The organism is Dokdonia genika, from assembly GCF_042652845.1.
Taxonomy (GTDB): domain Bacteria; phylum Bacteroidota; class Bacteroidia; order Flavobacteriales; family Flavobacteriaceae; genus Dokdonia; species Dokdonia donghaensis.
The window spans coordinates 386,357-412,976 of the sequence record NZ_JBHSHB010000008.1; the positions used below are offsets into that span (position 1 = coordinate 386,357).

The following is a 26,620-nucleotide window of genomic DNA, read 5'->3' on the forward strand; positions in this document are numbered from 1 at the left end:
GCAAAGAATTTAAAATATAACCTATGAAACTTGCTGAGGGCTTACTATTAAGAGCAGACTTATTAAAGAAAATAGAACATTTACAAAACAGAATTAGACCTGTCTTGATTGTGTCCAATAAAAATAAACCGCAAGAGGATCCTGATGCGCTGCTTGCACAACTACGTCAAGCTATTGAAGATTTACAAGCTATTGTGGTGCGTATTAATAAGACAAATAATGATACTGTCGTAGAGGGAGAAGGTACTTTAATGGAAGCGCTTGCAAAGAGAGATGCATTAAAAATGCTTGCTGAGAAATTGAGAAACATACGAAGTGCTTCTCAAATACATAATAGTGGCGATTTAAATCTTAAAAGTACTATTGATATTAAAAAGTTACAGATAGAGATGGATCAGACAGGAAGAGCCTTTAGAGAATTGGATAGTAAAATTCAAGAGCTCAACTGGCTCACAGTTTTAAAAGATTAAGCCGAAAGGCGGAATGGTCGGGGCGAGTGCCAGCCCCTTTTTTTGGTATGTTTTCCGGGCAAAGTGAAAACTATACCATCCAGAGCTGCTTGGGTTGCAGCAAGATTGTACTGTTTAAGACCCATTACTGCTTACAATTCACAATTGTACACTTTACAACTTACTACCGGGTACTGACCGACCATTTTTATAAAATTAAGACTTAGGGCAAAACGATTTGAGATGTAGGATGGAAATAGTCTTAGGACGTAAATCCCTTTAGTCGTAAACCCAAATTGAAAAAGAATTGTTATGAAAAATGAAACAGCAAATAATCCGCTATTATGCGATATAGAAACAGGAATGTGTGAGATGCCCGATGAGCGTGTAGTAACGGAACCAAAAGACGATATCTCATCTACAGAAAACATCATAAAACTCATTTATTTTACAGACCCTATTTGCTCCTCGTGTTGGGGAATTGAGCCCCAATTAAGGAAATTGAAATTAGAATATGGGAATGCTATTAGGATGGAGTATAGGATGGGCGGTTTATTACCTGACTGGAGTTACAATAGTGGTGGCATAAGCGGCCCAGCAGATGTAGCAGGACATTGGGATGAGGTAAGTGCGCATTATGATATGCCTATAGATGGCGACCTTTGGCTGGAAGATCCGCTAGAATCTTCTTATCCGCCGTCCATTGCTTTTAAAGCAGCGCAACTCCAAGATGAGAAAAAAGCACAGTTATTTATGCGAGACATCCGAGAGATGGTCTTTCTCAAAAAAATAAACATTGCAAAATGGGAGCATCTAGCAAAAGCTGCTAAAAAGGTAGGACTCGATGTAGCACAGCTCAAAACCGATTTCAACGGAAAAGCAAAAGCGCTTTTTGAAGATGATCTAAAGTTAGCTAAGGAACTTGGCGTACGAGGTTTTCCAACACTCTTTTTCACAGACACCGCTGGAAATACAGAAACAGTTTACGGTACCAGACCCTATGCTTTCTATGAAATGGCGATTTTAAAACTAAATCTTGATGTTGTGAAGCGAGAATATCACAAAGATTGGCAGTCGCTTTTTCAAGTTTATAATTCGCTCACGGCGAAAGAATACTCAGAACTATCTGGAACTCCTCGAGCAGAAAGTGAAACATTACTGAACAACCTTGCGAACAACGGCACGTTGGAAAAATTTACAACGAAGAATGGCGCACTTTGGACAATTAAATAATATAAAAACATAACACAATGGGAAAATACATCACCTTATCAGAAGCGATAAATGACCTTACAGAAAAGGGTTACACCTATAACTTCAACATTAAAGATGAATTTATAGAATGTGCTGAAAATCAATGCCAGTTACAACCTGAAGAGTTTAATATAGATGAAAAACATCGCTTTCAAGAAATGTCAGACGTAGACAATGAGAGTGTCCTTTATGCAATTTCTTCAACAGACGGAAAACTCAAAGGTCTGTTAGTAAATGCCTATGGAATCTATGCAGATTATGCATCTTTCAAGTTAGTGCAAAAGTTGAATAGACCAGAGCGATAGGAAAGTGCGCCAGCTTTTAATCGTGTTACTGAAATTTAGCAACAAGCTTCAACATATCCTGACTCAAACTAAACAACCAGTAGAGTTGCTCCCACACCAAATGTGCTTCTTTGTGAGCACTTAAGTTTTCCGTTTGAGCAATAGCCTCGGCGGTGAGTTTATCTATGGAATAATCTAGAGAGGCAATTTCTAACTTAGGTTTGAGAATATTAGAATGCAAACTGGGATTTTCAAAATCAATGGTCCTTAATTGTCCACAAACGCTATCAAGATTATGCTGAATTTTTGCTGCAATAGATGTAAATGCTTGTGACGCATCAGACGTTTTATGATTTTGCACATAACTGCTCAACGAGGCAAGTGATGCTAGAAAACTCTGATTCATCTCTACAAGTTCATAAATGTGATTGATATGATTTTGTTTTGATTTAGGCTCCTGCGCCATACGCTGGAAAGCTGCGCTCAGGTTGGACATCTTCAAAAACGCTTCTTTTCTATGTACCTTTAAGCTTGTTGGGATTGTACCTTTTACTTGATAATAGGCACTTATAGATTTAAAAAAAGCAGTATTAGCCTTTAAACCGTCTTTAATACTTTCACCTATTTCCATAAATGACCAAGCGGGTAGTAGAAAACGCATCGCGAGGTAAGATAGTCCAGCACCTATGGCAGTATCTATCACTCTAAACTGAATCACTTTTAAGATATCTGGCTGAATAATGGCATAAATGAAAATCACACACAATGTCACAAATGCAGATGATGCCTTGTAATTTTTCTGAACCATCGATAGGGCAATGACTAAAGAAACCACGCCCAAAGCTCCATAAACATAAGGGTGGTCTATGAGAAAGACTAAACCACTGGCAACTACTGCTCCTATTATTGTACCTATAATACGGTCTTTAGAACGTGTTTTTGTAAGCCCATAGCTAGGTCGCATTATAATGATAATAGTAAGAATGATCCAGTACGGATTTTGTAAGTCAAATAATAAACCAATACCATATCCCAGCATCACGGTGAGTGCTAACCGTAGTGAATGTCTAAAAATGGTAGATTTAAGACTAAGGCTTCTTAAGATGAGTTTTGGGTTATAGCTCTGTGAGCCTATAAAACGTTTCAGTTTACCCTGTACGGCTATATCTTCAGGAGTTAAATCGTTATTGCCTAATAAAAGTTTAATCTTTTTTAGCTTGCCGTACTGCTCTTTTTGATAGTCGAGATAATTTTGAAGGATAAGGTAATTTTCATAATCTTCAGATGATGTTTCAGTTTTAAAATTTTCAACGTTAGCATCTATTTGTTCCAGAAGTATAGCAATTGCTTTGTTAGAAAGTTGGCGCTGTGGTTTATGATAGTCACTTGCAATAATGCGCAACTGATGCGAAAATTCTGAGAGTAGCCTTTGAAAATCCGCTTTAAATTGAGGTTGGTTTAAGAAAAGTGCATCCATTTTGTCGTAGTGTACAGGATTTGCAATGGCAGTTTCCAGTAATTCTACAAGCTGGATAAAAATTAGTAGCCGCCTACTTTGATAGTTTGACTTACCTGATGATTTTCGATAGGAGAGGAGTATCTCACGTAGGGTATCGTGTTTCTCAGTTAACTCAACTTGTAAGGATCGGAGTTGTTCTTTTAAGGCCGCCCTGTTGGGTTGCTCGCCTATAAGGTCCTTCCTTGTATCAATAAAATCTGCCGTTAAGAGCATAATTTCGGTAAGGGTATTTTCTGTGTCGGCTTTGGGGTTTATATAATAATAGAGTGTTGATAATGCTAAGTACCATAGTCCTCCCAGACCTATTAACAGCGCATATTCATATACGGCTAAGGATTGGGGCGTATTAGCAAAACTTAACACAAGGGCCAGCAGTCCAGAAAAACTAATAAGCGAAGCTCTGAAACCATAAATGGAAATAAAGGCAATGCAGAATGTTAAGAACCCAAGTAAGGGAAAGAGGAATACGTTAGGAATATGAAAATAGCCACCTATAAAACTCACCACAACAACGAGCAGGGCAGAGCACAGAATCCCAATTTGCTTATGTTTTAAACTCCCGCTTACATCACTAGGAGAGCACCAAAACGCACCAAAACAGATCGCAAGGCCTATATCTAGATTTTCTGTTACAATGCCCAAAATAACAGGTACTGTAATAGCAACACCTATTAAAATAGCTTTTGAAAAGCTAGTGTCTTTTAAGAATTCTCTAAATTCTTTAACGGTATTTACTATAAGATTTTTAATAAATTATCGGTTTTTCTTATTGTAATTAAAGGTACAATTGATTTATGGATGGGATAAATTATACAAGCGATTTTATGTACAAAATGTAGCTTTAAAAGGAAAGAAATTAATTAAATTACGCTTTCGCGAAAGCGAATAACCAGGAAGAAATATGGAAGAATTTTTAACAACCTATAAAGGTCATATCATTTGGGCAATAGGAGTCGTGGTAACAGTTATTATCCTACGCAGTCTCACAGACGCCCTCTATAAGTGGGCAATAAAAAAGAAGAAAAAGAGATTTCCAAATGAATCTTCTAGGTCATTAAACCTTGTTAGAAGAATTCTGAAGGCACTCTGGCTCGTGCTTGGTATTATCGCAATGAGCTTTGTAGTGGTAGATAGGGAGAAGGATGCTATAATCGTACGCAATTTTGAAATAGTACTTTATTTAGGTGTGGTTACAGTGCTTACTATCGTTGCCGCTACCAGCATTAGTATTTGGTTTAAAGAAAAAACGGCACGTAAAATTGCGACCAATGAAGACCCTACGGCCTACAAATTTTTCAGATATGTGGCTGTTTGCGCTATCTATTTTTTAGGTGTTGTATTTTCACTTCTCATTTTTCCATCTATGAAAGGAATTGCACATACGGCCTTAGGTGGTGCCGGTGTGATTGCGCTTATTGCAGGTGTTGCTTCGCAGGAAGCCTTGTCTAATGTCATAGGAGGTTTATTTATTATCGCCTTTAAACCTTTTAAAATAGGTGATCTTATAAAGGTCACGGACACAATGGTGGGAAGGGTGACAGATATTACATTAAGACATACGGTGATACGTAATTTTGAAAACAAAATGATAGTCATACCTAACTCGATTATCAATAAGGAACGACTTATAAATTACGATATGGGCGAGCTCAAATGTTGCGAGCGCATAGAGATACGAGTCTCCTATGATAGTGATATTGAGCTAGCCAAAAAGATAATGCAAGAGGAATGCGAGAAGCATCCACTCATTTTAGATAATCGTACAGAAGAAGATATACGAGATGGAAAGCCCATTGTAAAAACGGCGCTTACGCAGTTAAATGAATATGCCGTAATCGTAAGAGCTTGGACCTGGGAGCGCAACTATAGTGACAGTTTCCAGCTTAGAATAGACGTTTTAGACAGTATTAGAAAGCGGTTTAAGCAGGAGGGTGTTGTAATCCCTTACCCATCGCAGACGGTGGTTATTAGAAATGAAATACCAGCTGAGGTAAGTTCAGAAGTTTAATAAGCTGTTTATATTCTTTTAAGTTGCGCTTTCGCGAAAGCGTTTCCTAGGTATACTCGATGATTTTAAGAATCAGTATCATTAGAAGGGTTTGTATAACAATATTCATTTTACTTTACAAGTCAGAAATATTTATTCAGCGCGACTGCACTTTAACTCCCAACCGAGACATAATTACCCAATCGGGTATTTATGTCTCGGTTTTTCTTTTGAGTATATTTAGTAAAACAACGTAATAATCTATAAATCATTGGTTTATAGTTTTGTCGTAGTATGTTTAATCTTGGGCATAGCTATTGCCCTATTATAAACGTACAGCGTTTCAGAACAATGTATCACTCACATTTTAAACATAATATTTATGAAAAACTTAGTAGGATTAGACCACAAAAGAGCCCAAAAATTAGTTGTTGAGCTCAATATATTATTAGCAGATTATGAAATATTCTATCAGAACCTCAGAGGACTACATTGGAATATTAAAGGTAGAAAGTTCTTTGAACTGCACGACAAGTTTGAAGAATTATATATGGATGCCTTTACTAAGATAGATGAAATTGCAGAGCGTGTTTTAACCTTGGAAGGAGAACCATTACACACCTATACTGATTATCTGGAGTATACTGAGATAAAGGAAGAAAGGAACGTCACCGACGGAACCCAAGGCGTAGAAGTTGTCATTAACAATTTCAGAACCTTAGTACAAAGAGAGCGTCTCATATTATCCCTTGCATCAGATGCTGAAGATGAGGGTACGGTAAGCCTGATGAGCGATTACATCACAGAAACTGAAAAAACACTTTGGATGTTTAATTCGTATTTAAAGTAAGTTGACACACGTTTGTCTCAAGCCTTGAATTAGCCTTAGTATTAATTTTTTAAAAACATAAGAATGAAAAATATAATCATACCAGTAGATTTCTCAAAACAGTCAGAATTTGCGCTAAAAGCAGGAGCCATTATTGCCCAGCGAAATAAGGCAACCTTACACGTACTCCATATGTTAGAGCTATCTGAATCTGTTTTTACAAAAACAATATCTTCTCAAACCGAAGAAATGTTTTTTATGCTACGACTGGCAGAAAAGAAGTTAGCCGAATTCATTGAGAGAGATTATCTCAAAGGCATAGACGTGCGGCCAGTAATTAAACAACACAAAGTATATAAGGAAGTAGACCTCGTGGCAAAAGACCTCAAAGCAGATTTAATTATAATGGGCTCTCACGGCCTTACGATGCAAGATGGCCTATTTGCTGGGTCTAATGCAGAAAAGATGGTTCGTAATAGTGCCACACCTGTGCTTATTATTAAAAGAGAACCAAAGGAATTTACACTACAGAAAGTAATTCTTGCGACGTCACTTACTGAGAAGAGTATACCAGCATACCAGAAAGCGATGAATATCTTTTCAAGTCTAGGCAGTACGGTGCACCCAGTATATGTAAACCTTCCTGGGAGTGGATTTATAAGTTCGAAAGAATTTTTTGAAAAGGTTAGAAATTTTGCCGCATCAGGTGGTACAGACAAGGTTGCTTTTATTGCAGGCCATACGGTCGAAGATGGTTTGATACAGTATGCAGATGAGATAGACGCTGATCTTATTTCAGTAAGTACTCACGCAAGAAAAGGGCTTAATCATTTCTTTAACGGGAGTATTTCTGAAGATCTTGCAAATCACGCCCTAACTCCGGTGATGACATTTAAGCTCTAGTAGGTTTTGTTCGCTTTCGCGAAAGCGAGCCTGTGAGATTCACCACCATCGGGAGAGAACAATGGTAAAGGAAATCAATCCTCAATGAAGCGATTTAGTTCTAAGCACTATTACATTTTTAATGTAATGGTGCTTTTTGATTTTAGTACTAATTAGCTGAAAATTTAATAATATAGAAAGGTATTAACCGAGTAATATTTACCCATACGAGTAAAAATTACTCGATTAAAAATACGATTAATAATTACTCAGTTATTTATTTTAATGATAATCAATTAGTTGCAAACTTTTTAAATTCAAGTATAAAATTTAGGAATGTTTTTGGCAATAGTGATAGTAATAATGGCACAGCTATATAAGTGCTTTAAATTTTACCACTATGTCAAAAAAAATGAAAATATCAAACCGCCTCAACATTGTGCTGGCACTTGTTGCCGTATTTCTTTTAATATTAGGTACAAACCGAATAGACCAGCGGCACTTTGAAACGGCTCAAAATGCGGTTAAGTCTCTCCATAATGATAGGGTAGTGGCACAGGATTATATTTATAAACTGAACAACCTCATTCATAAGAAGCAACTTTTCCCACAAGACTCGGGAACTTCAAATCAAAATATCAATAAGGAAATTGAGACACTCATCACTTTGTTTTTAGAAACCAAGCTTACCACTAATGAAGCAAAAGTTTTTGATGATTTCAAAAATGACTTTTTTGATTTGAAAGCAAAGGAAGCGAGGTATTATTCCAATTCTTTAAGTCAAGTCAATAGTGATGCCCTTCAACAAACAAACACAGGACATCCTTTTGAAGATAATCTGGCCGAACTACAAACAGATTTAGACAATCTAGCCCTCATCCAAGTTTCAGAAAGTAAGACCATTACTGGAAATGCTCAAAAATCACTTGATGTGAGCAATTTAATGTCCAGTATGGAACTCTATTTTTTGCTCGCAATAGGAATCATTATTCTACTCGTGACCTTCTATAGAATAGATAAGGTCTCTAAAAAAAGTATTGCCTAATTGATACAACCTCAAAACTAAATATTATGAAAACCCAGACCCAGTTTGTCCAGATGGCGCACAGCCCCACAATGCAGGCTTATGTAGAAAAGAAATTAGAAAAACTATACAGTAAATACGACTGGATTATACGAGCAGATGTTGTTTTTAGACAGGAAAATGACCCCAAGGGAAAAGGTAAAATATGCTCGATGGAGCTTAGTGTGCCAGGCCCTAAACTGTTTGCATCTGCAAGCGAGGCTACTTATGAACTTGCAGCTGGCAAAGCCATTGATAACCTAAAAATACAGCTCGAGAAGCGTAAAGCATCTATGGCTACTAACTAAATCATTAAAAAACTGAAAACATTTTTATGAAGAATATATTCAAACATTTTAAAGGCGACCTTTTTGGTGGTATTACTGCTGGAATCGTCGCCCTTCCTTTAGCATTGGCATTTGGTGTAAGTTCTGGAATGGGACCAAGTGCAGGATTGTATGGTGCAATTTTCATTAGTTTTTTTGCTGCGCTCTTTGGCGGAACGAACACTCAGATTTCTGGCCCCACCGCACCGATGACCGCAGTAAGTATGGTGGTGATTGCAGGTATCATAGCAGTAAACGATGGAGATATTAATAAAGCATTACCTGCTATTTTACTCGTTTTCTTACTTGCAGGACTTATGCAAATAGGACTGGGGTTAATAGGTATAGGAAAATATATACGCTATATCCCATATCCCGTAGTATCTGGTTTTATGACTGCCATCGGAGTTATTATCTTAGTAACGCAAATATTGCCAGCCATAGGATACTACCCAAAAGAAGACACAGACCTAGTCGAAAATTATAAACCGCAAGCCGAGGAAATTATTTTAAGTAATATTCTTAAGGAAGAAACTGGAGAAGGTATTTTAGTTCTTGAAGACTTTAAAGAAACGATAACGCGTGCAGAACGAGTTTCTAATGAAGACATTTTGAAAGAAGCGCAAACGCTGGCAAAAAGTGAGACATCTGGCGTAGTGGGTGCTATTAAAGTGATGCCACGTGCATTACAGAATATAAATTGGCTTGAGCTTATTCTTGCATTATCTACCATATTTATTATTTACGGCTTTAAAAAGATTACAACTGCCATTCCAAGTGCTTTGGTCGCTCTAGTTGTAGTTTCTGGTGTGGCTTATGGTTTTGGACTTGATTATAGACCTATTGAGCAAATCCCAAGTGGTTTCCCCGTGCCTAATCTGGAAATCTTTACAAAGTTTGAATTAGGTTCTATCACTCCGTACATTTTTACTGCGCTCACGCTAGCTTTACTTGGCGCTATAGATTCGCTGCTTACCTCAGTTGTGGCAGATAATATGACCAAAACAAAGCACAAACCCAATAAAGAATTGGTTGGTCAAGGTATCGGTAATAGTATCGCTGCTGTTTTTGGTGGGATTCCAGGAGCGGGTGCAACGATAAGAACCGTGGTTAACATTAATGCAGGAGGAAAAACAAGGCTTTCGGGAATGATTGCGGGTATCCTTTTATTAATTATATTACTTGCTCTTGGTCCTGTTGCTTCGCAAATACCGGCAGCCGTACTTGCAGGAATATTAGTTACTGTAGGAATAGGTGTGATGGATTATAAGGGTCTTAAAGCAATCCCGTCCTTACCAAAGGATATGAAAATAGGTCCTTTCAAGTTAAGCTCAGAAGTCGTCATAATGATTGTAGTACTCATCCTTTCATCGGTATGGAACTTGGTGTATGCTGTGGGCGTAGGTCTCATTATAGCATCCCTGATGTTTATGAAAAAGATGGGAGACTTGACCGCTCAGCGTTCTGGAGTTAGTCCTTTACTTTTAGAAGAGACTTGGCCAGATGAAAAGAATTTTCCAGTTCACTTAAAGGAAGAAGTTTTTATTAAACATCTTAAAGGGCCTTTATTTTTCGGTTCTACAAGTGAGTTTCAGGCGCTTTCTACTCAGATTCCCGTTACTGCATCTACTGTTATTATTAGGATGGGAAGAATGCAATATATGGACCAATCGGGGCTTTATACGCTAGAAGATGTACTGATGCACCTTAAAAATATAAATGTGACCGTTCTCTTTGTAGATGTTTTGGAACAACCACGTTATATGATGGAGCGTGTAAATATCATTCCAGACTTGGTGCCAGAAGAGCAAATTTTTAAGACCTATAGAGAATGTGTAGATTGGGTATTGCTCAATGTTAAAGATAAATCTGCTTAATCTTAAAAGAGGAGAATAATTAGGTGCTATATCAACTACGTCAGGGTTTATAGCCCTTAAAAAGCAGGAGCAATGAATGTGTAATCATAGAAAACATACGACAAATGAATTCAAAACATAAACGTGACTTTAAGCAAAAATTTAATCTTGCCATTGCCCTGCTAGTCGTTTTTATTATTGTGATTGCGACTAACCTCGTAGACAAACGTCACTTTAATACGGCTCAAGAAACCGTTACGACCATCTATGAGGACCGCGTGGTGGCACAGCATTACCTTTTTAAAATGAACAGCATTATCTATCAGAAGGAGGAGCAATTCTTGAAAAAGAGCGCTACAAATACGGTGATTGAGGAAGATGCAACGCTGGAGGCACTTATGGATAAATTTTCGGCAACTAAGTTGACTCCCGCAGAACGGGAAAATTTTGAATCCCTGCAAGAACACATTGCCATCTTGCATCGCATTGAGGACAAATACCGTAACCAAAGTGATGCATCTGAGCAGGCCATTCCTAAGATTTTCAGTAAAATCAAAACAGATTTGAATAATCTGGCAGACATCCAGATGAAGGAAGGAGAAAACAGACTACTCAGTGCAAAAAAGTCGTTGAGCACCACAAACTTCCTCTCGCATTTAGAGATTATTATCGTAATCGTAGTCGGCATCATCGTTCAGTTCATCATTTTTCAGCGTGTAAAAACAACGTCCAGAAAGCCTGGTTTACGAGTAGAATAAGTAACAATAGTGGTATATTAGAATAGAATTATGGGGTTTACGCTTTCGCGAAATCGAACTAGTGAGATTCACGACCATCGGGAGAGCGAAGCGGTAAAGCGTACTCATTCAGTTCAGAATAATCAAGAGAATGAAGCATTGAAGTGCATTAAAACAAACCAAAAGTTATAAATGAACACCACCGAAGAAGCCTTAAAAGAACGTATCAAAGAGCTTACCTGTCTCTATGAGGTATCGTCTATCATTGCAAATGCAGACATAGACCAAATGCAGGAAACGCTCAATGCGATAGGGTATAGTGTAAAAAAAGGATTTCAATTTCCCGAGCATACAGAGGTTGCTGTAGATACGCTTATGTGTTCTTCAAAAACGGGTGTGATTAATCAAGACTTGAGTCTGAGCGCTCAAATATTGGTTTTTAATAAACCCAATGGTGCCATTATAGCTTCTTTAAAAGATGACAGAAGTACCTTTTTAAAAGAAGAAAAACAGCTGTTGGACACCGTTGCGCTCAAAATAGGAAATCTGCTAGAACGACTGGAAATACAACAGAATGAGACCTCGCTCAAACGGCAAATGGAGCGTGCTGATAGGTTAGGTATCCTGGGCGAAATTACAGCAGGAATTGCCCACGAGCTCAACACGCCACTAGCAAATATTCTGGGCTTTGCAGAACTCCTGCAAGACGACCTTTCACACAACGAGAGAGCAATAGACGATTTAGATAAAATCATTAAGAATGCCATTTTCTCGCGCGAAGTGGTAAAAAAACTTCTCTTTTTCTCCTGTGAAATGCCACAGGAAATGCAGGAAGTAAACTTGGTGCCGAGCATTAAGAATTCGCTGGGATTGTTAGACGCTTCCTTTAAAAAGGCAAACGTCAAATATGTTGTCACTATAGATGCCGAAGAGTTGCTCGTAAAAGCAGATAAAATACAGCTCACCCAAATTATATTTAACCTTATTATCAATGCCATCTACTTTACACCAGAGAACGGACTGGTCACCATCATAGCAAAAGAGTCTAAAAGCGATATCATTTTAAAAATTCAAGATGAGGGAACAGGACTTTCAGATGAAGCGCTGGACAAAGTGTTTCAACCCTTTTTCACCACAAAGCCTACAGGCGATGGAACAGGGCTGGGTCTGAGTGTCGTACACGGTATTGTGGCGAGTCACAAGGGCACGATTACAGTAGAAAATAATAGAGGTAAAGGCGCTACGTTTACCGTGAGCCTTCCTAAATCATAAAATAGAAGCGTATGAAAAAGAATGATTTCAGCGATTTAAAAGTATTATACATCAACTGTACGTTAAAAAAGTCTCCACAAAACAGTCATACTAGTAACTTGATAGCTGTTTCTAAGGCAATAATGGAAAAAGAGAATGTAGATGTTGAGGAAATTCGCTTTATAGACCATAAAATAGCCAGCGGTATCTATCCAGATATGACAGAACACGGTTGGGATGAAGATGAATGGCCACAACTTTTTGAAAAAGTACGAGCGGCAGACATATTAATTGTGGGGACACCTATTTGGTTAGGAGAAAAATCCTCTGAAGCCCAGAAGCTCATCGAGAGGTTATATGCTATGAGTGGTCAAACTAATGAAAAAGGGCAATACATCTATTACGGTAAAGTAGGTGGTTGTATTATTACTGGTAATGAAGATGGTGTAAAACATTGCGCTATGGGAATCCTATACAGCTTGCAACACATAGGTTATTCCGTGCCGCCACAAGCAGATGCTGGATGGATAGGTGCTGTGGGTCCAGGACCTAGTTATGGAGATAAAGAATGGAATGGAGAGGAATTAAAAACCCCAGTAGGTTTCGATAGTGATTTTACAAACAGGAACACCACCTTTATGACCTATAATTTACTTCATTTAGCGTCACTACTTAAGAAAAATGGAGGATTTCCTAACTACGGAAATTCTAGAGAACAATGGAATGATGGTACTCGGTGGGAATTTACTAATCCTGAATATAGATAGTTATCATATAAAAATTTAAGCCTATTTATAGATGCAACTTAAAAAAGAAAACATATTAATCGTAGATGACGACATCAATATCCTAGAGTTATTGCAACGCCACCTACAATCGTGGAATTTTCATACGTACAAAGCTGTTTCGGTAAAGGAAGCGGTTCAAATCCTGCGTGATACAAAGATAGACCTACTCATCACAGACCTTAAAATGCCAGAGGTGGACGGGTCAGAGCTCATCAAGTTTGTATCAGAGCATTATCCGAGCTTACCTAAGCTAGTTGTGACGGGTTATCCGTCTGTTCAAGATTCGCTCGCGGCTATTAAAGCCGGTGTTGCCGATTATCTGACGAAACCGTTTACCAAAGAAGAACTGGGAGACGCTATCGATAAATCGCTGGGTAATAATAACGCTACTAGTACTACTAACAGCAGAAAACAGACCGCTGGAGTACACACGGAGCGTAGTCGAAGTACAAAAGCGGAAACAAAAAAAGACAATGCCTATGGCGAAATCATAGGTGCATCAGAAAAGATAAATGATGTTATTCAAATCATAGAGCGCGTTAAGGATAACAAAGCCACCATTTTCATCAAGGGAGAAAGCGGTACGGGTAAAGAACTCGTGGCTCGCGCCATACATTATCAAGGCAAGTTCTCTCGAGCGCCATTTATCGCTGTAAACTGCGGTGGTATCCCAGAAAACTTGCTAGAAGCCGAACTGTTCGGTTACACTAAAGGAGCCTTCACCGGCGCCGAAAAAAACCGCGATGGATTCTTTCAAGCAGCAAATGGAGGTACGATATTTCTCGATGAAATAGGTAACGCATCTACAGCCGTACAATCCAGATTATTGCGTGTACTACAAGAAAAAGAAGTCGTTAAGGTAGGTGCTCAAAAAGCAGAAAAGATAGATGTACGCATCGTTGCTGCGACAAATAGCGACCTTAAGGAGATGATTAAGAAAGGAACTTTTAGGGAAGACTTGTATTACCGTCTTACTGTGGTAGAAATTGAGGTCGCACCATTGCGAGAGCGCAAAGAAGACATCCCGCTACTGGTGGATAAATTCCTTTTTAAATACGGCATCGAGTTCAAGGACCGCTTTGTAACGATTACGCCAGAAGCCTCGGCGATTTTACAGCGTTATGATTGGCCGGGGAACATACGAGAGCTGGAAAACGTGATACAGCGCTCGGTCATAATGTGTGATAGGATAATTGATGTAGCACATCTTCCAGACAGCTTAAAGCATACCATAGATTTCCCAGAGAGCGAATTAGTACCGCTCAAAGAAATAGAAAAAAAGTACATTCAGAAAGTGCTGAATGCGACCAATAACAATAAAACCAAGGCCGCCGAAATTTTAGGGATTGATAGGAAGACGTTGCGAAGTAAGTTGAATGGGTAATCCGAGAATATCAGATTTATAATTTCCTTAAGTATGTGAAAACAAAGAATGTTTTAATTTTAAATTACAGAAAAATGAAAGAACAAAATAACACGAACAGCAATATGAAAAATCTAATATTTCTATTTTTATTGGGCTTAGGCACCATAAATCTTTCGGCTCAAAATGATACGAGTACTGTAAAAGAGGGAGATTTATTTCAAATCGCATCCCCATCCAGTCAAGAATACAAGCATATAAATTTCCCTAAAGGAAACTTCATCATTAAGCGCGGAGGAATTGCGAGTCATAAACTAGTGATAGGGAAGAAGGTCGTTGTAACCCAAGTAACTGAGCGTGAAGATGGTGTTACCGAGGTTCGCGTAAAGCCAGCGAACCATTCAAGGTTTTATAATGCACTCTCCAGCGTTACTTTAGATTATGAAAAAGCACTTTCATCTAACGAAATCACGCTCCTTTAACTAAAGCAATTTCCGCATCATACATTCAGTCCTTTGTACGCTCGTACGAAGGGCTTTTTTTTATGCTATTTCCTGAGATTGTACTGGCTCATTTCTCCCCAGCTGGTCTATAATGTCCCGTTTACTTTTTCTTCATACGCTTTCGCGAAAGCGTACAAACCCTTATACAGCAAGGGTTTTTGAGTTTCTATACATTTCTGGCACATCCAGTGGCATACACATTGCCTTATATATAGAAAATAAACGAAATGTATTATGAAAGCAAACACCTTCAATATATGCCCCACCTGTATCCATAGAGATACGTGCGTGTTAACTACTCAAAAAAGCCAAGTATGGTCTTGTAGTGAGTACGATGAAAGTAGTACAAAAGTAAACCAAATAAATATCAAAAAAAACGCCCAGCCAGAAATGGCAATGGCATAACTATAAAAAAGGAAGCTATGATTATTAATTCAATTATTACCGCAATTACAAAGGCTAAAGTAGCAAATGGAAAAGTGCAGTTTGCAACTGTAAAAGCAAGTCCATTCAGATACTCAAACGGGAGCCGGTTTAGAAGAAGAGACCAAAAAATAAACCTCTTTTAAGGGGATTGAATAACAATTATAAAGAAAGTAACAATGAAAAATAATGCAAGGTTAACCGCTACGGCTACTCACAAGCCTAGCAATAAGAAAAGAAAAAGTACTTATCTCTCAGACAGATACAACGAGCGAAGTATTACAAATCGCCTTTTTAAATAATACTCAAACCTACCGCCCAGCGGTCCTATTATGACAACAGCAACACTAAATAAAAAGAGCAAAAAGATTCCTGTGAGGGGTATGATGGAGAATGTAATGGAGCAGTTTAACAGCGCTTCAGACCATATAGAACTTCACCCCAATATCAGAAAGATTCTCAGTATTACAAACAATGAGATTGTAGTGCATTTTCCCGTAAAGATGGATAACGGTGATGTGGAGATTTTTACGGGATACCGAGTGCAACATAACAACGCACTAGGACCTTATAAAGGCGGTCTGCGTTACCATCCTACGGTGGACATTGATGCCGCAAGAGCACTCGCAATGTGGATGACCTGGAAGACATCACTTGCTGGTCTTCCTTACGGAGGTGGTAAAGGTGGCATACAGTTAGACCCTTCTAAATATTCACAGTCAGAACTGGAGCGTATCACGCGTAGATTCACATTTGCCCTCGCAGATAACATAGGTCCGGAGCACGATATCCCTGCACCAGATGTAAACACAAACAGCCAGACGATGGCGTGGATGGCAGATACGTATATGAGCACGCGCCCACCAGCAGAGCGTACAGCAAATCAGCACGTGGTAACTGGGAAGCCCGATGGTAGTGGAGGTCTGGAAGGGCGCGATAGAGCTACGGGTTTTGGCGTCTATCTGACGATTAAATTTTGGGCACAGCATAACGATGAAAGCTTAGAAGGGAAGCGCTTTATCGTTCAGGGATTTGGTAATGTAGGGTATTGGGCAGCGCACTTTCTTGAGAAGGAAGGGGCAAAACTGGTTGCGGTGCAAGATGCCTTTGGCAGCATTCAGAACAAAGATGGTATCGCGGTAGAAGACCTGTTCAATTACAGTAAATCGAACAATGGTAGCATTGTGGATTTTCCAGAGTCAAAAACGTTAGATAAAGACGAGTTTTATGCTACAGATTGTGACATCTGCATCCCTGCAGCACTTGGAAATCAAATCACAAAAGAAGTTGCTCCTCTCATCAAGGCACGCCTCATCGCCGAAGGTGCAAATGGTCCCACAAACGTCGAGGGAGAAAAGATTTTGCTAGAACGCGGTGTGACCATTATACCAGACATTCTGTGTAATTCTGGTGGGGTGATAGGCAGTTATTTTGAGTGGTTACAAAACCGCAACGGAGAACTGTGGCAACTGGAAGAGGTGATGCCTAAGCTGGAAAAGAAGATGAAAGAATCGTTTGAGAAGGTGTACGCTTTCGCGAAAGCGGAATCCCTAGACCTCAGAACAGCCGCCTATTGCATTGCCATAAAACGCATCGAGAAGGCTTACATACAACGTGGGATTTTTCCTTGATTTAGTAATTAATAAAAAAAATACGAAGCTATGAAATACGGTAGTTTGATATTAGAAAAAAAGGAGTACGTGTACCTAAAACGCCTACTCAACATCTCTGGCTATGCCGAAGATTTTGAAACCCAGAAGTCGTTACAAAGATTGAATGACGAACTTAAATCAGCTCATATAGTTGATGAAAGTGAGATGCCCGACGATGTGATACGTTTTAACAGCAAAATCACTGTGGTGTCTAACAAGGGTTGGCAGAAAACACTCCAACTGGTCATTCCAGCAGAAAAAGACCTAAAACAGGACAAAATATCTATCCTGACGCCTATGGGTTCTGCCCTGATGGGCTACTCGGAGTCAGATATTATCAATTGGACACTCCCTAGTGGTATGCAAGAGCTTACAATAAAGGAAGTAAAGCAAGACGAACAACTGGAGAAAATTGAAGTACCCATTTAAAACTAGAAATTATGGAAACGGTAAACATAGAAATTTTTGCTCACGATAGTGAGGTAGAAGTAGCGCATAAAATCAATACAATGGAGTTGCACAACTGGATAAACCATCTTACGTATGTGCGTAAGGAGCTTAATAACCTCATAGGTTTTTACAACGCACAGCCTTTAGAAAAAAGGCTTGAGCAGGAAATGACAGCTCAAAAATTTGAAATGAAGCAAGTGGATAATGATGTAATCTTGAGCGAACTTATGAAGTTTAAGAACTCAAGAGGAACGATTGCTGAATGTCAAGATATGCATTGTGATATGACCTTTATACAGGAGCACGAAAAATGTAGAAGAATGTATCTCTTCCATATAGACAAATACAGAAAACTTAAGGATTCATTCTTTGCAGACCTACGGGGAAAAATGAATCTAGAAGTTAAGTCTGCCTAATTAAATTTAATGATGATGACTGCACTCAAAACTTTAAAATCAGAAGCTCAAGAATATCTAGATTCCAGTATGAGTCATATGTCCACGAGTGACCGAGTGGCGGCTTCTCGCGAGGGAAAGAGGCTCATTCTTGCCATTAATGAAATATTTAAAAAAACCGAAAACGAGGTATTGATGGATTTGATGAAGGAGCTCACGGCAAAGAAAAAAAAGATTGAGGTACGTCTAAAAGGGCGACCATAATTGCCAGTGCCCCTATTAAAATTGAAAAGTTTATATAAAAAAGAGAAGTAATAATCTCATAACACCAGAGACCATTGAATACGGCAAGAGCTTATGATACTGAGCGCTACAGAAGACTAGCTATAAAAAAAGACCTCATAGAGTTGAATCAATGGATGGAAGCCGTAGAGGATATTAATGAGGACTTAGCGCAGTTTAAAATCATAGAGCACCAGCTCGTGCAGAATAGTAGTATTGCAAGTGGAATTTTAGGCTTTCGCAGGAAGAATACGTTAGTTATGGGCTTGTTGTGTAAGTATGAGCAAGACTTGAAAAAAGAATATGAATATGGCAAAAGGGAATACGATTTACCAAGAGCCAAAGAACACGAGAAGTATAGAGATTATTTTAATGAGCTCACAATGGAATTTAAACAGTTAAAAAAGGCAATATATAGTAACCTCTGCAAATACAAGCGCAGATAAAATGTAAGTTATGAAAAGGATTCTGATACCCGTAGATAGTAGTTATAATAGTAGTAACGCCATAGATTTTGCCATTAAATTCTTTAAACGTGAGGCTTGCGAATTCTACTTTTTGAATACCTACTCCTACGATGTTAGAGGTATGGATGCGCTCAGTCTCCTTCAGTCAGATGACGACTGGTTTGAGCTTCCCAAATTAGAAAGTCAGAAAATACTAGGCTTTTTGGTAAAGAAATACACCAAAGACAATAAAAACGAGATGCATTCGTATACTGCCATCTCTGAATGTGCAGACTTAGTAGATGGCATACAAAAATCCATCGAGGAATTAAAAATTGACTTTCTTCTTTTCTCAGGAAAAAAGAAAGACGAAACTTCATCAGATAGATACAGTAGGAACACCGAACTTATAATAAAAGGTATTAGAGAATGCCCAGTAATCATTGTACCCGAGAATGCTCATTTAAAAAAGAATCAAGAGTTTGTTCTTGCATCAAGTTTTGAAGTTGGCTTACCCATAAAAGAGCTTAAAAATTGGGGGAAATTACTTCGCTTAGTTAAAGGAAAAGGAAGGATTATTGCTTTTAATAAATCTAGCGATATGACTTCTGTTCAAAAGATAAATCTTAGTCAAACGTTAATGAGACTGTATAATATAAGTGGTTCCGTATTACCCATACACTATCTAAATTCTGAAGAGGAGATAAAGCAATTTACTCAAAGGCATTCGGATTGCATTATATCTATAGCCGATAAAAAGCCAGACATCTGGAGGAAGCTAGGAATTAAAAATTCTGAGATTGTTAATCTTGGTCCGTTACATTATACACCGTTGATTGCTTTGCACTCATAAACAAAAACATCAATTCTTTTTTTTTTTTTTTGAGGCTCGAGACCTTGGCGTTCTTAGCAATATTTGCTCTGCTAAGTTGGCTAATCTTGAGCCTTTTTTTGTTTGAAAAGTATATTTTCAAAACATTTAGCACATTGCATTTTATCTCGTGAAAGTTACATTACAGACAAGAAGTTTCATTGACATTATATTGGACAAAATTCACTTCTTCTAATTGATGAATTACAATATATATCTAGTCTTAAACTTCAATTCTCGCAATTAGGTTAAAAAAGTGGTGAATTATGCCCAAGAAAGGGGATTATTATCATACAATATACCCGCAATTTAAACTCGTAAAATACTTCCATCAAAAGACTACGGCATAAAGCCAATGCTCCTTCCTACGCTTATTTATTCCGTTTCCTTTTGAGCCAAGATTTTATCTTCCGTTTGGTTTCTGCTCAAATATTGTTTAATCAAAAATTTGAGTATTATGACAACAAAAGCGAGTACCACAAAGAAGCGTAGTAGAAGAAAAGTAGCTGCCAAAAAAGAAGTGAATGGAAAGAAAGTATCAGCACTTCAGATTGAGAGTTTGCCAATTAGCAAAATTAAACCTGACCCAGAACAGCCAAGAAAGACTTTTAATGAGGATGCATTACAGCAACTTTCTAAGAGCATCGAAAATCACGGCGTATTACAGCCAATCACGGTAAGGCAACTAAATGGTCATTATGTCATCGTGATGGGCGAACGCCGATATCGTGCGAGCAAGCTGGCTGGAAAAAAGACTATACCCAGTATTGTGAGGACTTATGAAAACAATAATGTTCTTGAAGTTCAAATTGTTGAGAACCTGCAAAGACAGGATGTAGAACCTACCGAGGAAGCTGAGGCAATTGCCTATCTAAGCGAGAAATATGCACCAACAGAAATCGCAAAACGATTGGGTAGAACGGATAACTTCATCAGACAACGCCTAAAATTAGCAGGTTTGATAGAAGGTTTTAAACACTTCGTCCGTAAGGGTGAAATGACGATTTCGTTAGGTGTGGGTGTTGCACTTTTTGAACCGGAAGAACAGCAGATGATGTTAGAAACGATGGGCGAAGATTTTAATGCCCATCAAATAAATAGGATGATTAAAGACCAGACCTACGACTTGGAAAAAGCATCTTTTGATGTGAACGATAAGAAATTGGTGCCGAAATCAGGCTCTTGTGTAGAATGTCCGTTCAATGCGGCCAATCAAGGCAATTTGTTCGGCGAGGATAAAATGGTTTGTACAAAATCAGCTTGTTATGAAACGAAGAAAAGCAAGTCGTTTTTGAACCTGATTGAAAAATCCCAGAAAGAAAATATCTTGTTGATTCCCGAGATTAGACAGTATTGGGCAGATGAAGACAAAAATCAGCTCATTATTTCACAATTGGAAAAGAACGGCTTGAAAGTCTATCTTCTCGATGATGTAGAAATAATCGAAGAACCGACCAAGCCAACAATTGAGGCCATTGAAATAGAATATCAACATTACGATTATTCTGAAGATGAACTGAAGGCAGAATGGGAAGAAGCGATACAGAGCTTTAACGAAGAACAGGAACGGTTTAATACTGCAAGTGACAATGGATTTGTAAATGGTATCCTATTCAATTCTGATACCTACCAAAACAAAGAAGTATTTATCAAGATAATCGAGAAATCAAAAGATAAATCGAGTGAGTATTCAGCACCTTTGGAAAACAGAAAAATGGCTGATTGTACACCTGAAGAACAAATCATCAAAATCAACGAAAGGGAAATCCGCAAGAAGCAGATTGATAACAACAAGCAATTTGAAGAAGTTGTGGAAATGATTAGAGAGACCAAATACATTGATACCAAGAAAACACTTTCGGTTGATGAAATGGTCGCGTTCTCATTGACGTTATATGAAAACAATGTAGATTATGTTGGACGACAAAGATTTTTTTCAAAACTATTGGGCAATACGTCCAAGATAACAGATGTGGGAATTGTCGAGAATTTCAAAAAGAAGTTCAAAAAAGAAATCTTTCATAAGTTGATACGGTATATCCTAACAAAACAAGTCCATTTTGGCGAAAGCAATCACGTAAATAATCTAACGAACATTTCATTCTACACTGCGATGCAAGGTTATTACAAATCTAAGATTGCTGAGGTTGAGGTAACATACGCTGAAAAAAGAAACAAGCGTGAAGCACGTTTGAAAGAGCGAATAGCAGTTCTTGAAAAGAAAATTCAAGAACTCAACGAGTAGCTTTTGTTGTTTGAAGAAGGCTCGGCATTCGTGCTGGCTCTTCTTCTTTTTTATTCTAACTTTTAAAAGGGCTAAAAATAATGAGTGCATAATAATCAATCAATAGTAGAGCAAAGGTAAACTCGTAAAATACACCCATCAAAAGACTACGGCATAAAGCCAATGCTTCTTCCCCTACTCATTTATTCCGTTTCCTTTTGAGCTGAGATTTTAGCTTCCGTTTGGGTTCTGCTCAAATATTGTTTAACTAAAATTTCAGCATTATGAAACAAGTATCTCAAATTCCCAACATTGCCCTTCAAGAAGCAGAAGAACACTATCAGTCAAGTAGAGAGAATTACACCATTGAAGGTGCAGAAAGCCACCTGGCTTATTACAGAGACAAGCATCCAGTCTACTACGCTGTATTGTCACAAAATGTTTAATCTAAATTCAAAAGCTATGTATTTACAAAATTTACAGCAGGATAAAATCTTTGTTCCATCAGAAATGAAATCCTTAAAAACTTTGACACAGATGGAATCCCGACGAGGGCTTGAAAATGCCATAATTTCAAATGGGAAAATCGTAAATGTCGTATCGAACAGCTACGGACACATTCCGAATCAACTATTCTTCAAGAAAGCTGAAGAAATGTTAACAGATGCACAACTGAACTTTCATAAACGCACCATCAACAAAAATGACAGGTCGTTTATTACTGACTTTATCATCGACGATAAAAGTCACTTTACTGTAAAAAACGATAAGGACTTGATACTGCCAATGCTTCGGTTCAAAAATTCTTATGACGGTAGTGAAAAGACTTCTGGACACTTTGGTTTTTATAGACAGGTTTGTTCAAACGGACTACACGTTTCTCAGGCAGAAATTGAGTTTTCAATCAAGCATAGTAAGAATAATACACACTTGATTATGCCGAGACTGAACAACTTGTTCGATAAGTTTCTGGACAATGAATTCTATACTATAACCAAGAAATTCGATAAGATGAAAGAGTTTAAAATCATCGATACACAAGAGTTCGTAAAAGCAATTCTCGATAAGACAAAACTCTTTAAATATGAATGTAGCGACAAGAACAGCGACCCTTCGAAGAAATCTCGTGAAGTAATCGAAATCTTAAACTATGAAGCTTTGCTACTAAATGAAGAACCAAATCTTTGGTTAGGTTATAACGCCTTCAATGCAGTATTACACAATACGTTGAAAAAGAGCTTTGGCCAACAGGAACGATTGGATAAAAAGCTATTCGACGAAGTCTATGAAATGGCTTAGAATCTAAAGGTTTATCCAGTACCTTAAACTGGATTTTTTTACACAAGTAACTGGTTTGTAAAATTAAAGTTTCAATACCACTCAGCACATTCCCCTACATTCCACGCTTACCTGCCGAAAAAAGCAGGGAACCACTACATTACGTGAAAAGAGCTTCCTTATACATATCTTGGACACAATCCTCAATTTCAGCTTTCCATACCGTTAACCCTTCCCGATACTCTGGGAAGGAACACTTCATTCCTTAGCCAAAATTGTGAATCAAGTCCGCCTGAGTAAAAAATCAGATTGGACATTAAAACAATTTTTTCACAACAAATTAGGAAAATAATATTATATTATTTACTGCATAATAATTTAACAGCAAGCACTTAAATCAATGCAAGAGATGAGGGACAAAATCATCGAGAAATCAACAGAAATGTTCCTAATACGAGGTTCAAAGGGATTAACTATGGATACAATTGCTTATGAAATGGGGATTTCTAAAAAAACCATATATAAATACTTCAATACTAAGAGAGAACTTGTAGAAGCTGGGTCAGAATATTTATTTCATAAAATCACAGATGGCATTGATAAAATTATAGAATTGAATGAAAACCCAATTAAGGAAATGTTTCTTATCAGAGATTTCGTTTTTTATGTTTTGAAAAGCGAAAACACTTCACCATACCATCAATTCAAAAAATATTTTCCCGAAATATACCAATCTTTGATGACTCGCCAATTTGCTGAAATGGACAGGTGTATTACCAAAAACCTAAAGAAAGGAATGGAACAAGGATTGTATTGCAACGAAATTAATATTAAACTGATAAGCCGTTTCTTTTTTATTGGAGTAAACAATATTAAAGACCAGAACATATTCAATCTAAAACATTTTACAGCTCTTGAAATCAATGAGGCTTATTTAAACTTCTATTTAAGAGCCATCTGTACCCAAAAAGGATTAGACTATTTAAACAATCATAAAAATTTATGAAAATGATTCAAAAAAATAAAGAATTTCTAAAAGAAACAATTGAAGAAAAAATACCAATCCACAAGTTTCTTGGGTTAAAGTTATTGGTTCTTGAAAAAGGATTTGTAAAAGTAAGTGTTCCTTTTAGAGATGAAGTCGTAGGAGATATTAGAAGAAATAGATGGCACGGTGGTATCATTGCCACAATAATGGATTCTGTAGGAGGGATAGCAGGCGGCACCCATTTTACATCTTTTGAGGATAAATTAGCAACAATTGATTTAAGAATAGATTATCTAAAAGGAGCAGAAGCATTACCAATAATTGTCGAAGGAAAAATTGTTAGATTAGGCAATAGAATACTTGTAACAAAAATGAAAGCATATCAAAATGAAGAATTAATTGCTGAGGGAAAAGGTGTATATAATTTTATACGAATAGATAATTCAGATAGTAGTTACTCTTAAAATAGATGAAAAGATTGACCAATTAGAAAAACTTCTTCAAATAAGTCAAATCAACAATATAACCCACTCAGCACATTCCCCTGCATTTCGCGAAAAGCTACATTCCGGAAAAAGAGCTTCACTACACAAGTCTTGGACACAATCCCCAATTTTAGCTTTCCATTCCGCTAACCCTTTCCGCTTTGCTGAAAGGAACACTTCATTCCTTTGCCAAAATTGTGAATCAAGTCCGCTTTCTCATCGGAAAGCCATCACTTCGATTTTCTTAACAGGATTTTCGGCGCGGTCTTCTTGAGCCCTCACTCGAAAATCCTTAAAAACCGAACCGCTGCCTTACACATTTTAAGGGGTTTATAATGGATAATGCCTTTGTTGTTTTTCGGGGCGTCGAAAAACAGGCAGTACATAACCAATTCTAAATTAAACCCAGCCACTCATTTCGCTTAACTGATGGTACGCTCAAATCGCAACTGGCTTTAAAAGAATAGCTAATGCCCTAATGGAACTTGTCAAGACCATAGCAAGTTTTAGTGAAAAATAAGGTTTCTACTTCCTTGAAAACCCAAGGGTTTTACTACGTCGCAAACACACCTAATTTGTTCCCGAAAAGTCTTGACAAAACCCACTCTATCCATTGTGCGGTGCACAGAAGAAAAGAACAAACACCCCTTAAAATTTAATCTGTTTTAAATCAATAGGGGAAATATAAATCACTTAAATATTTTATTATGAGTACTATTAAAAATCACGTACAGTTAATTGGAAACGTTGGACAAGAGCCAACCATTACAAACCTTGAAAGCGGAAAAAAAGTAGCACGCTTTTCACTCGCCACCAATGAGTATTACAAAGATGCCAAAGGCGAAAAACAAACTGACACTAATTGGCATACGGTCGTTGCTTGGGGCAAGACTGCCGAAATTGTAGAGAAGTATGTTGTTAAAGGCAAAGAAGTTGGAATATCGGGAAAACTAAAGACCCGAAGCTACACAACTGATGCAGACGAACAACGCTATGTTACGGAAGTTGTAGCTGATGAAATTCTTTTACTTGGAAGCAAAGACGACAAGTAAATCTTAAAATGAAAGAGGGCGTAACAGTCGAAAGATGCGCCCTCTTTTTCATTATTCACACTTTAAATAATATGTACAATGAAAGCACAAGTTAACGAAATCAAAGAAGGATTGCAACATTTTCACGGAACGGAAATGTTCTATCAAATCCCATTATTAAGAACACGTTTTACAGACGGTTTAAAATACCTTGCTAACGTGGCAGATTGTTTTTGGCTCATTACAGACACGTCCGTAATCGCAAAAAGCCTGATGAACCGAAGCGAATTTATCACAATCGATTTTAAAAGATTGCCCGAAGAAAAACAAGATTTTTCGGGTTACGAAGCCGAGATAATTTACAGCGATGGCAATGACAATATTTTGGAAAAACAAGGGTATCGAGCAACCGATTTTCCGCTCGATGAACTTCGGTTATTTTTTGTGAATGATACGCTGATGTTACCAAGCGAATATTAAAATTTTGAAGCTATGGTATATATCAATTTTACAGACTTGAGCGAAGAAGCTCAAAATTGACTTTTGGAAAATTCCAAGGAAGATGTGAAACGAAAATTTGGGGATAGTATTCGCAAATACGTACAAGAAAATTATGGCTGTTATGAAACAATGATTGAAGAAGAAGCACTTCGGAATTTGTATTCTTACACCTATGTGTTTAACATATGAATTTCAAAATTAATTAGACGGACACCTCTAAAGTTTAGGGGTGTTTTTTTATGCGATTAATTCCATATCAAGAAAAAAACCGTATCTTTATTTCGCTGAAATTCAGCATTCAAATTAAAGTAGGGTTATCCACTTTTCGACTTTCGCCGATAGCCTTACACATCGAAAAATAACATATCGGAAAATTATTTTCCTAAAATGGCAATCGGTTTTTTCAACCGGATTGTATGGATTTTTGTCACGCTTGCGCGTGACGAAAAGGAATAGCAAGAGGGTAACACGCTGCGCGATGTTTCGGATTCCTTTTCGTTTTC

General features: G+C 37.7%; 30 protein-coding genes. 29 read left to right on the top strand and 1 reads right to left on the bottom strand.

From position 1 onward, the window contains the following. The first annotated feature begins 23 nt into the window (after positions 1-23). From ACFO5T_RS05715 to ACFO5T_RS05725, 3 genes are all read left to right on the top strand, one after another. Positions 24-470 (top strand): DIP1984 family protein, encoded by a 447-nt coding sequence (locus tag ACFO5T_RS05715; RefSeq protein ID WP_380032728.1) that lies wholly within the window; start codon positions 24-26, stop codon positions 468-470. Between the two features lie 291 nt (positions 471-761). Then, complete coding sequence (locus tag ACFO5T_RS05720) at positions 762-1,682, top strand: ClpXP adapter SpxH family protein (RefSeq protein WP_380032730.1); 921 nt, start codon at positions 762-764, stop codon at positions 1,680-1,682. Positions 1,683-1,699: 17 nt separating this feature from the next. Continuing rightward, on the top strand, positions 1,700-2,008 hold the full coding sequence (locus ACFO5T_RS05725; protein WP_380032732.1) for a phosphoribosylpyrophosphate synthetase: 309 nt from the start codon (positions 1,700-1,702) through the stop codon (positions 2,006-2,008). 25 nt (positions 2,009-2,033) lie between these two features. On the opposite strand, the gene ACFO5T_RS05730 is transcribed toward ACFO5T_RS05725, so the two are convergent. Further along, positions 2,034-4,148 (bottom strand): FUSC family protein, encoded by a 2,115-nt coding sequence (locus ACFO5T_RS05730; protein WP_380032734.1) that lies wholly within the window; start codon positions 4,146-4,148, stop codon positions 2,034-2,036. A 259-nt stretch (positions 4,149-4,407) separates the two neighbouring features. Between ACFO5T_RS05730 and ACFO5T_RS05735 the strand changes: the two genes are divergently transcribed. The 26 genes from ACFO5T_RS05735 (at position 4,408) to ACFO5T_RS05860 (ending at position 26,096) form a co-directional block, all read left to right on the top strand. Then, positions 4,408-5,514: a mechanosensitive ion channel family protein gene (locus tag ACFO5T_RS05735; protein WP_380032736.1), complete on the top strand. Its 1,107-nt coding sequence runs from the start codon at positions 4,408-4,410 to the stop codon at positions 5,512-5,514. Positions 5,515-5,875: 361 nt separating this feature from the next. Continuing rightward, a complete protein-coding gene (locus tag ACFO5T_RS05740; RefSeq protein WP_380032738.1) occupies positions 5,876-6,343 on the top strand; it encodes a Dps family protein in 468 nt (155 codons plus the stop codon). A gap of 63 nt (positions 6,344-6,406) precedes the next feature. Next, positions 6,407-7,225, top strand: coding sequence for a universal stress protein (locus ACFO5T_RS05745; RefSeq protein ID WP_380032740.1), 819 nt, complete (start codon positions 6,407-6,409; stop codon positions 7,223-7,225). Positions 7,226-7,616: 391 nt separating this feature from the next. Beyond that, positions 7,617-8,249: a hypothetical protein gene (locus ACFO5T_RS05750; RefSeq protein ID WP_380032742.1), complete on the top strand. Its 633-nt coding sequence runs from the start codon at positions 7,617-7,619 to the stop codon at positions 8,247-8,249. A gap of 26 nt (positions 8,250-8,275) precedes the next feature. Further along, positions 8,276-8,575 carry an HPF/RaiA family ribosome-associated protein gene (locus tag ACFO5T_RS05755; protein ID WP_380032744.1) on the top strand — a complete coding sequence of 100 codons (300 nt, stop codon included), beginning with the start codon at positions 8,276-8,278 and terminating at the stop codon, positions 8,573-8,575. A gap of 26 nt (positions 8,576-8,601) precedes the next feature. Continuing rightward, a complete protein-coding gene (locus tag ACFO5T_RS05760) occupies positions 8,602-10,470 on the top strand; it encodes a SulP family inorganic anion transporter (RefSeq protein ID WP_380032746.1) in 1,869 nt (622 codons plus the stop codon). 104 nt (positions 10,471-10,574) lie between these two features. Then, positions 10,575-11,207, top strand: a complete 633-nt coding sequence (locus ACFO5T_RS05765; RefSeq protein WP_380032748.1) for an MCP four helix bundle domain-containing protein — start codon at positions 10,575-10,577, stop codon at positions 11,205-11,207. A gap of 171 nt (positions 11,208-11,378) precedes the next feature. After that, the gene (locus ACFO5T_RS05770) at positions 11,379-12,458 is read left to right on the top strand and encodes a sensor histidine kinase (protein WP_380032750.1); all 1,080 of its coding nucleotides are present in this window, start codon (positions 11,379-11,381) and stop codon (positions 12,456-12,458) included. 11 nt (positions 12,459-12,469) lie between these two features. After that, positions 12,470-13,204, top strand: coding sequence for a flavodoxin family protein (locus ACFO5T_RS05775; protein WP_380032752.1), 735 nt, complete (start codon positions 12,470-12,472; stop codon positions 13,202-13,204). A 31-nt stretch (positions 13,205-13,235) separates the two neighbouring features. Next, entirely contained in the window at positions 13,236-14,609 is a 1,374-nt protein-coding gene (locus tag ACFO5T_RS05780; protein ID WP_380032754.1) for a sigma-54-dependent transcriptional regulator, read from the top strand. Positions 14,610-14,713: 104 nt separating this feature from the next. Further along, complete coding sequence (locus ACFO5T_RS05785) at positions 14,714-15,070, top strand: hypothetical protein (protein WP_380032756.1); 357 nt, start codon at positions 14,714-14,716, stop codon at positions 15,068-15,070. A gap of 255 nt (positions 15,071-15,325) precedes the next feature. Beyond that, positions 15,326-15,496: a hypothetical protein gene (locus ACFO5T_RS05790; protein ID WP_380032758.1), complete on the top strand. Its 171-nt coding sequence runs from the start codon at positions 15,326-15,328 to the stop codon at positions 15,494-15,496. A 17-nt stretch (positions 15,497-15,513) separates the two neighbouring features. Further along, on the top strand, positions 15,514-15,660 hold the full coding sequence (locus tag ACFO5T_RS05795) for a hypothetical protein (RefSeq protein ID WP_380032760.1): 147 nt from the start codon (positions 15,514-15,516) through the stop codon (positions 15,658-15,660). 186 nt (positions 15,661-15,846) lie between these two features. Beyond that, positions 15,847-17,145, top strand: coding sequence for a Glu/Leu/Phe/Val family dehydrogenase (locus ACFO5T_RS05800; protein WP_380032762.1), 1,299 nt, complete (start codon positions 15,847-15,849; stop codon positions 17,143-17,145). A 30-nt stretch (positions 17,146-17,175) separates the two neighbouring features. Then, positions 17,176-17,595 carry a GreA/GreB family elongation factor gene (locus ACFO5T_RS05805; RefSeq protein ID WP_380032764.1) on the top strand — a complete coding sequence of 140 codons (420 nt, stop codon included), beginning with the start codon at positions 17,176-17,178 and terminating at the stop codon, positions 17,593-17,595. Positions 17,596-17,606: 11 nt separating this feature from the next. Then, positions 17,607-18,032 (top strand): hypothetical protein, encoded by a 426-nt coding sequence (locus ACFO5T_RS05810; protein ID WP_380032766.1) that lies wholly within the window; start codon positions 17,607-17,609, stop codon positions 18,030-18,032. 15 nt (positions 18,033-18,047) lie between these two features. After that, entirely contained in the window at positions 18,048-18,275 is a 228-nt protein-coding gene (locus tag ACFO5T_RS05815) for a hypothetical protein (RefSeq protein ID WP_380032982.1), read from the top strand. A 74-nt stretch (positions 18,276-18,349) separates the two neighbouring features. Further along, complete coding sequence (locus tag ACFO5T_RS05820; protein WP_380032768.1) at positions 18,350-18,739, top strand: hypothetical protein; 390 nt, start codon at positions 18,350-18,352, stop codon at positions 18,737-18,739. 10 nt (positions 18,740-18,749) lie between these two features. After that, the gene (locus ACFO5T_RS05825) at positions 18,750-19,592 is read left to right on the top strand and encodes a universal stress protein (RefSeq protein WP_380032770.1); all 843 of its coding nucleotides are present in this window, start codon (positions 18,750-18,752) and stop codon (positions 19,590-19,592) included. Between the two features lie 475 nt (positions 19,593-20,067). Then, positions 20,068-21,855, top strand: coding sequence for a ParB/RepB/Spo0J family partition protein (locus ACFO5T_RS05830; RefSeq protein WP_380032772.1), 1,788 nt, complete (start codon positions 20,068-20,070; stop codon positions 21,853-21,855). Between the two features lie 263 nt (positions 21,856-22,118). Next, the gene (locus tag ACFO5T_RS05835; RefSeq protein WP_380032774.1) at positions 22,119-22,280 is read left to right on the top strand and encodes a hypothetical protein; all 162 of its coding nucleotides are present in this window, start codon (positions 22,119-22,121) and stop codon (positions 22,278-22,280) included. A 16-nt stretch (positions 22,281-22,296) separates the two neighbouring features. Then, complete coding sequence (locus tag ACFO5T_RS05840; RefSeq protein WP_380032776.1) at positions 22,297-23,133, top strand: DUF932 domain-containing protein; 837 nt, start codon at positions 22,297-22,299, stop codon at positions 23,131-23,133. Between the two features lie 388 nt (positions 23,134-23,521). Continuing rightward, on the top strand, positions 23,522-24,118 hold the full coding sequence (locus ACFO5T_RS05845; RefSeq protein WP_380032984.1) for a TetR/AcrR family transcriptional regulator: 597 nt from the start codon (positions 23,522-23,524) through the stop codon (positions 24,116-24,118). Beyond that, positions 24,115-24,564, top strand: a complete 450-nt coding sequence (locus ACFO5T_RS05850) for a hotdog fold thioesterase (protein WP_380032778.1) — start codon at positions 24,115-24,117, stop codon at positions 24,562-24,564. The genes ACFO5T_RS05845 and ACFO5T_RS05850 overlap by 4 nt, the downstream gene beginning before the upstream one ends. Before the next feature lie 728 nt (positions 24,565-25,292). Beyond that, positions 25,293-25,637 (top strand): single-stranded DNA-binding protein, encoded by a 345-nt coding sequence (locus ACFO5T_RS05855; RefSeq protein ID WP_380032780.1) that lies wholly within the window; start codon positions 25,293-25,295, stop codon positions 25,635-25,637. Between the two features lie 78 nt (positions 25,638-25,715). After that, complete coding sequence (locus tag ACFO5T_RS05860; RefSeq protein ID WP_380032782.1) at positions 25,716-26,096, top strand: DUF6876 family protein; 381 nt, start codon at positions 25,716-25,718, stop codon at positions 26,094-26,096. Positions 26,097-26,620: the final 524 nt, after the last annotated feature.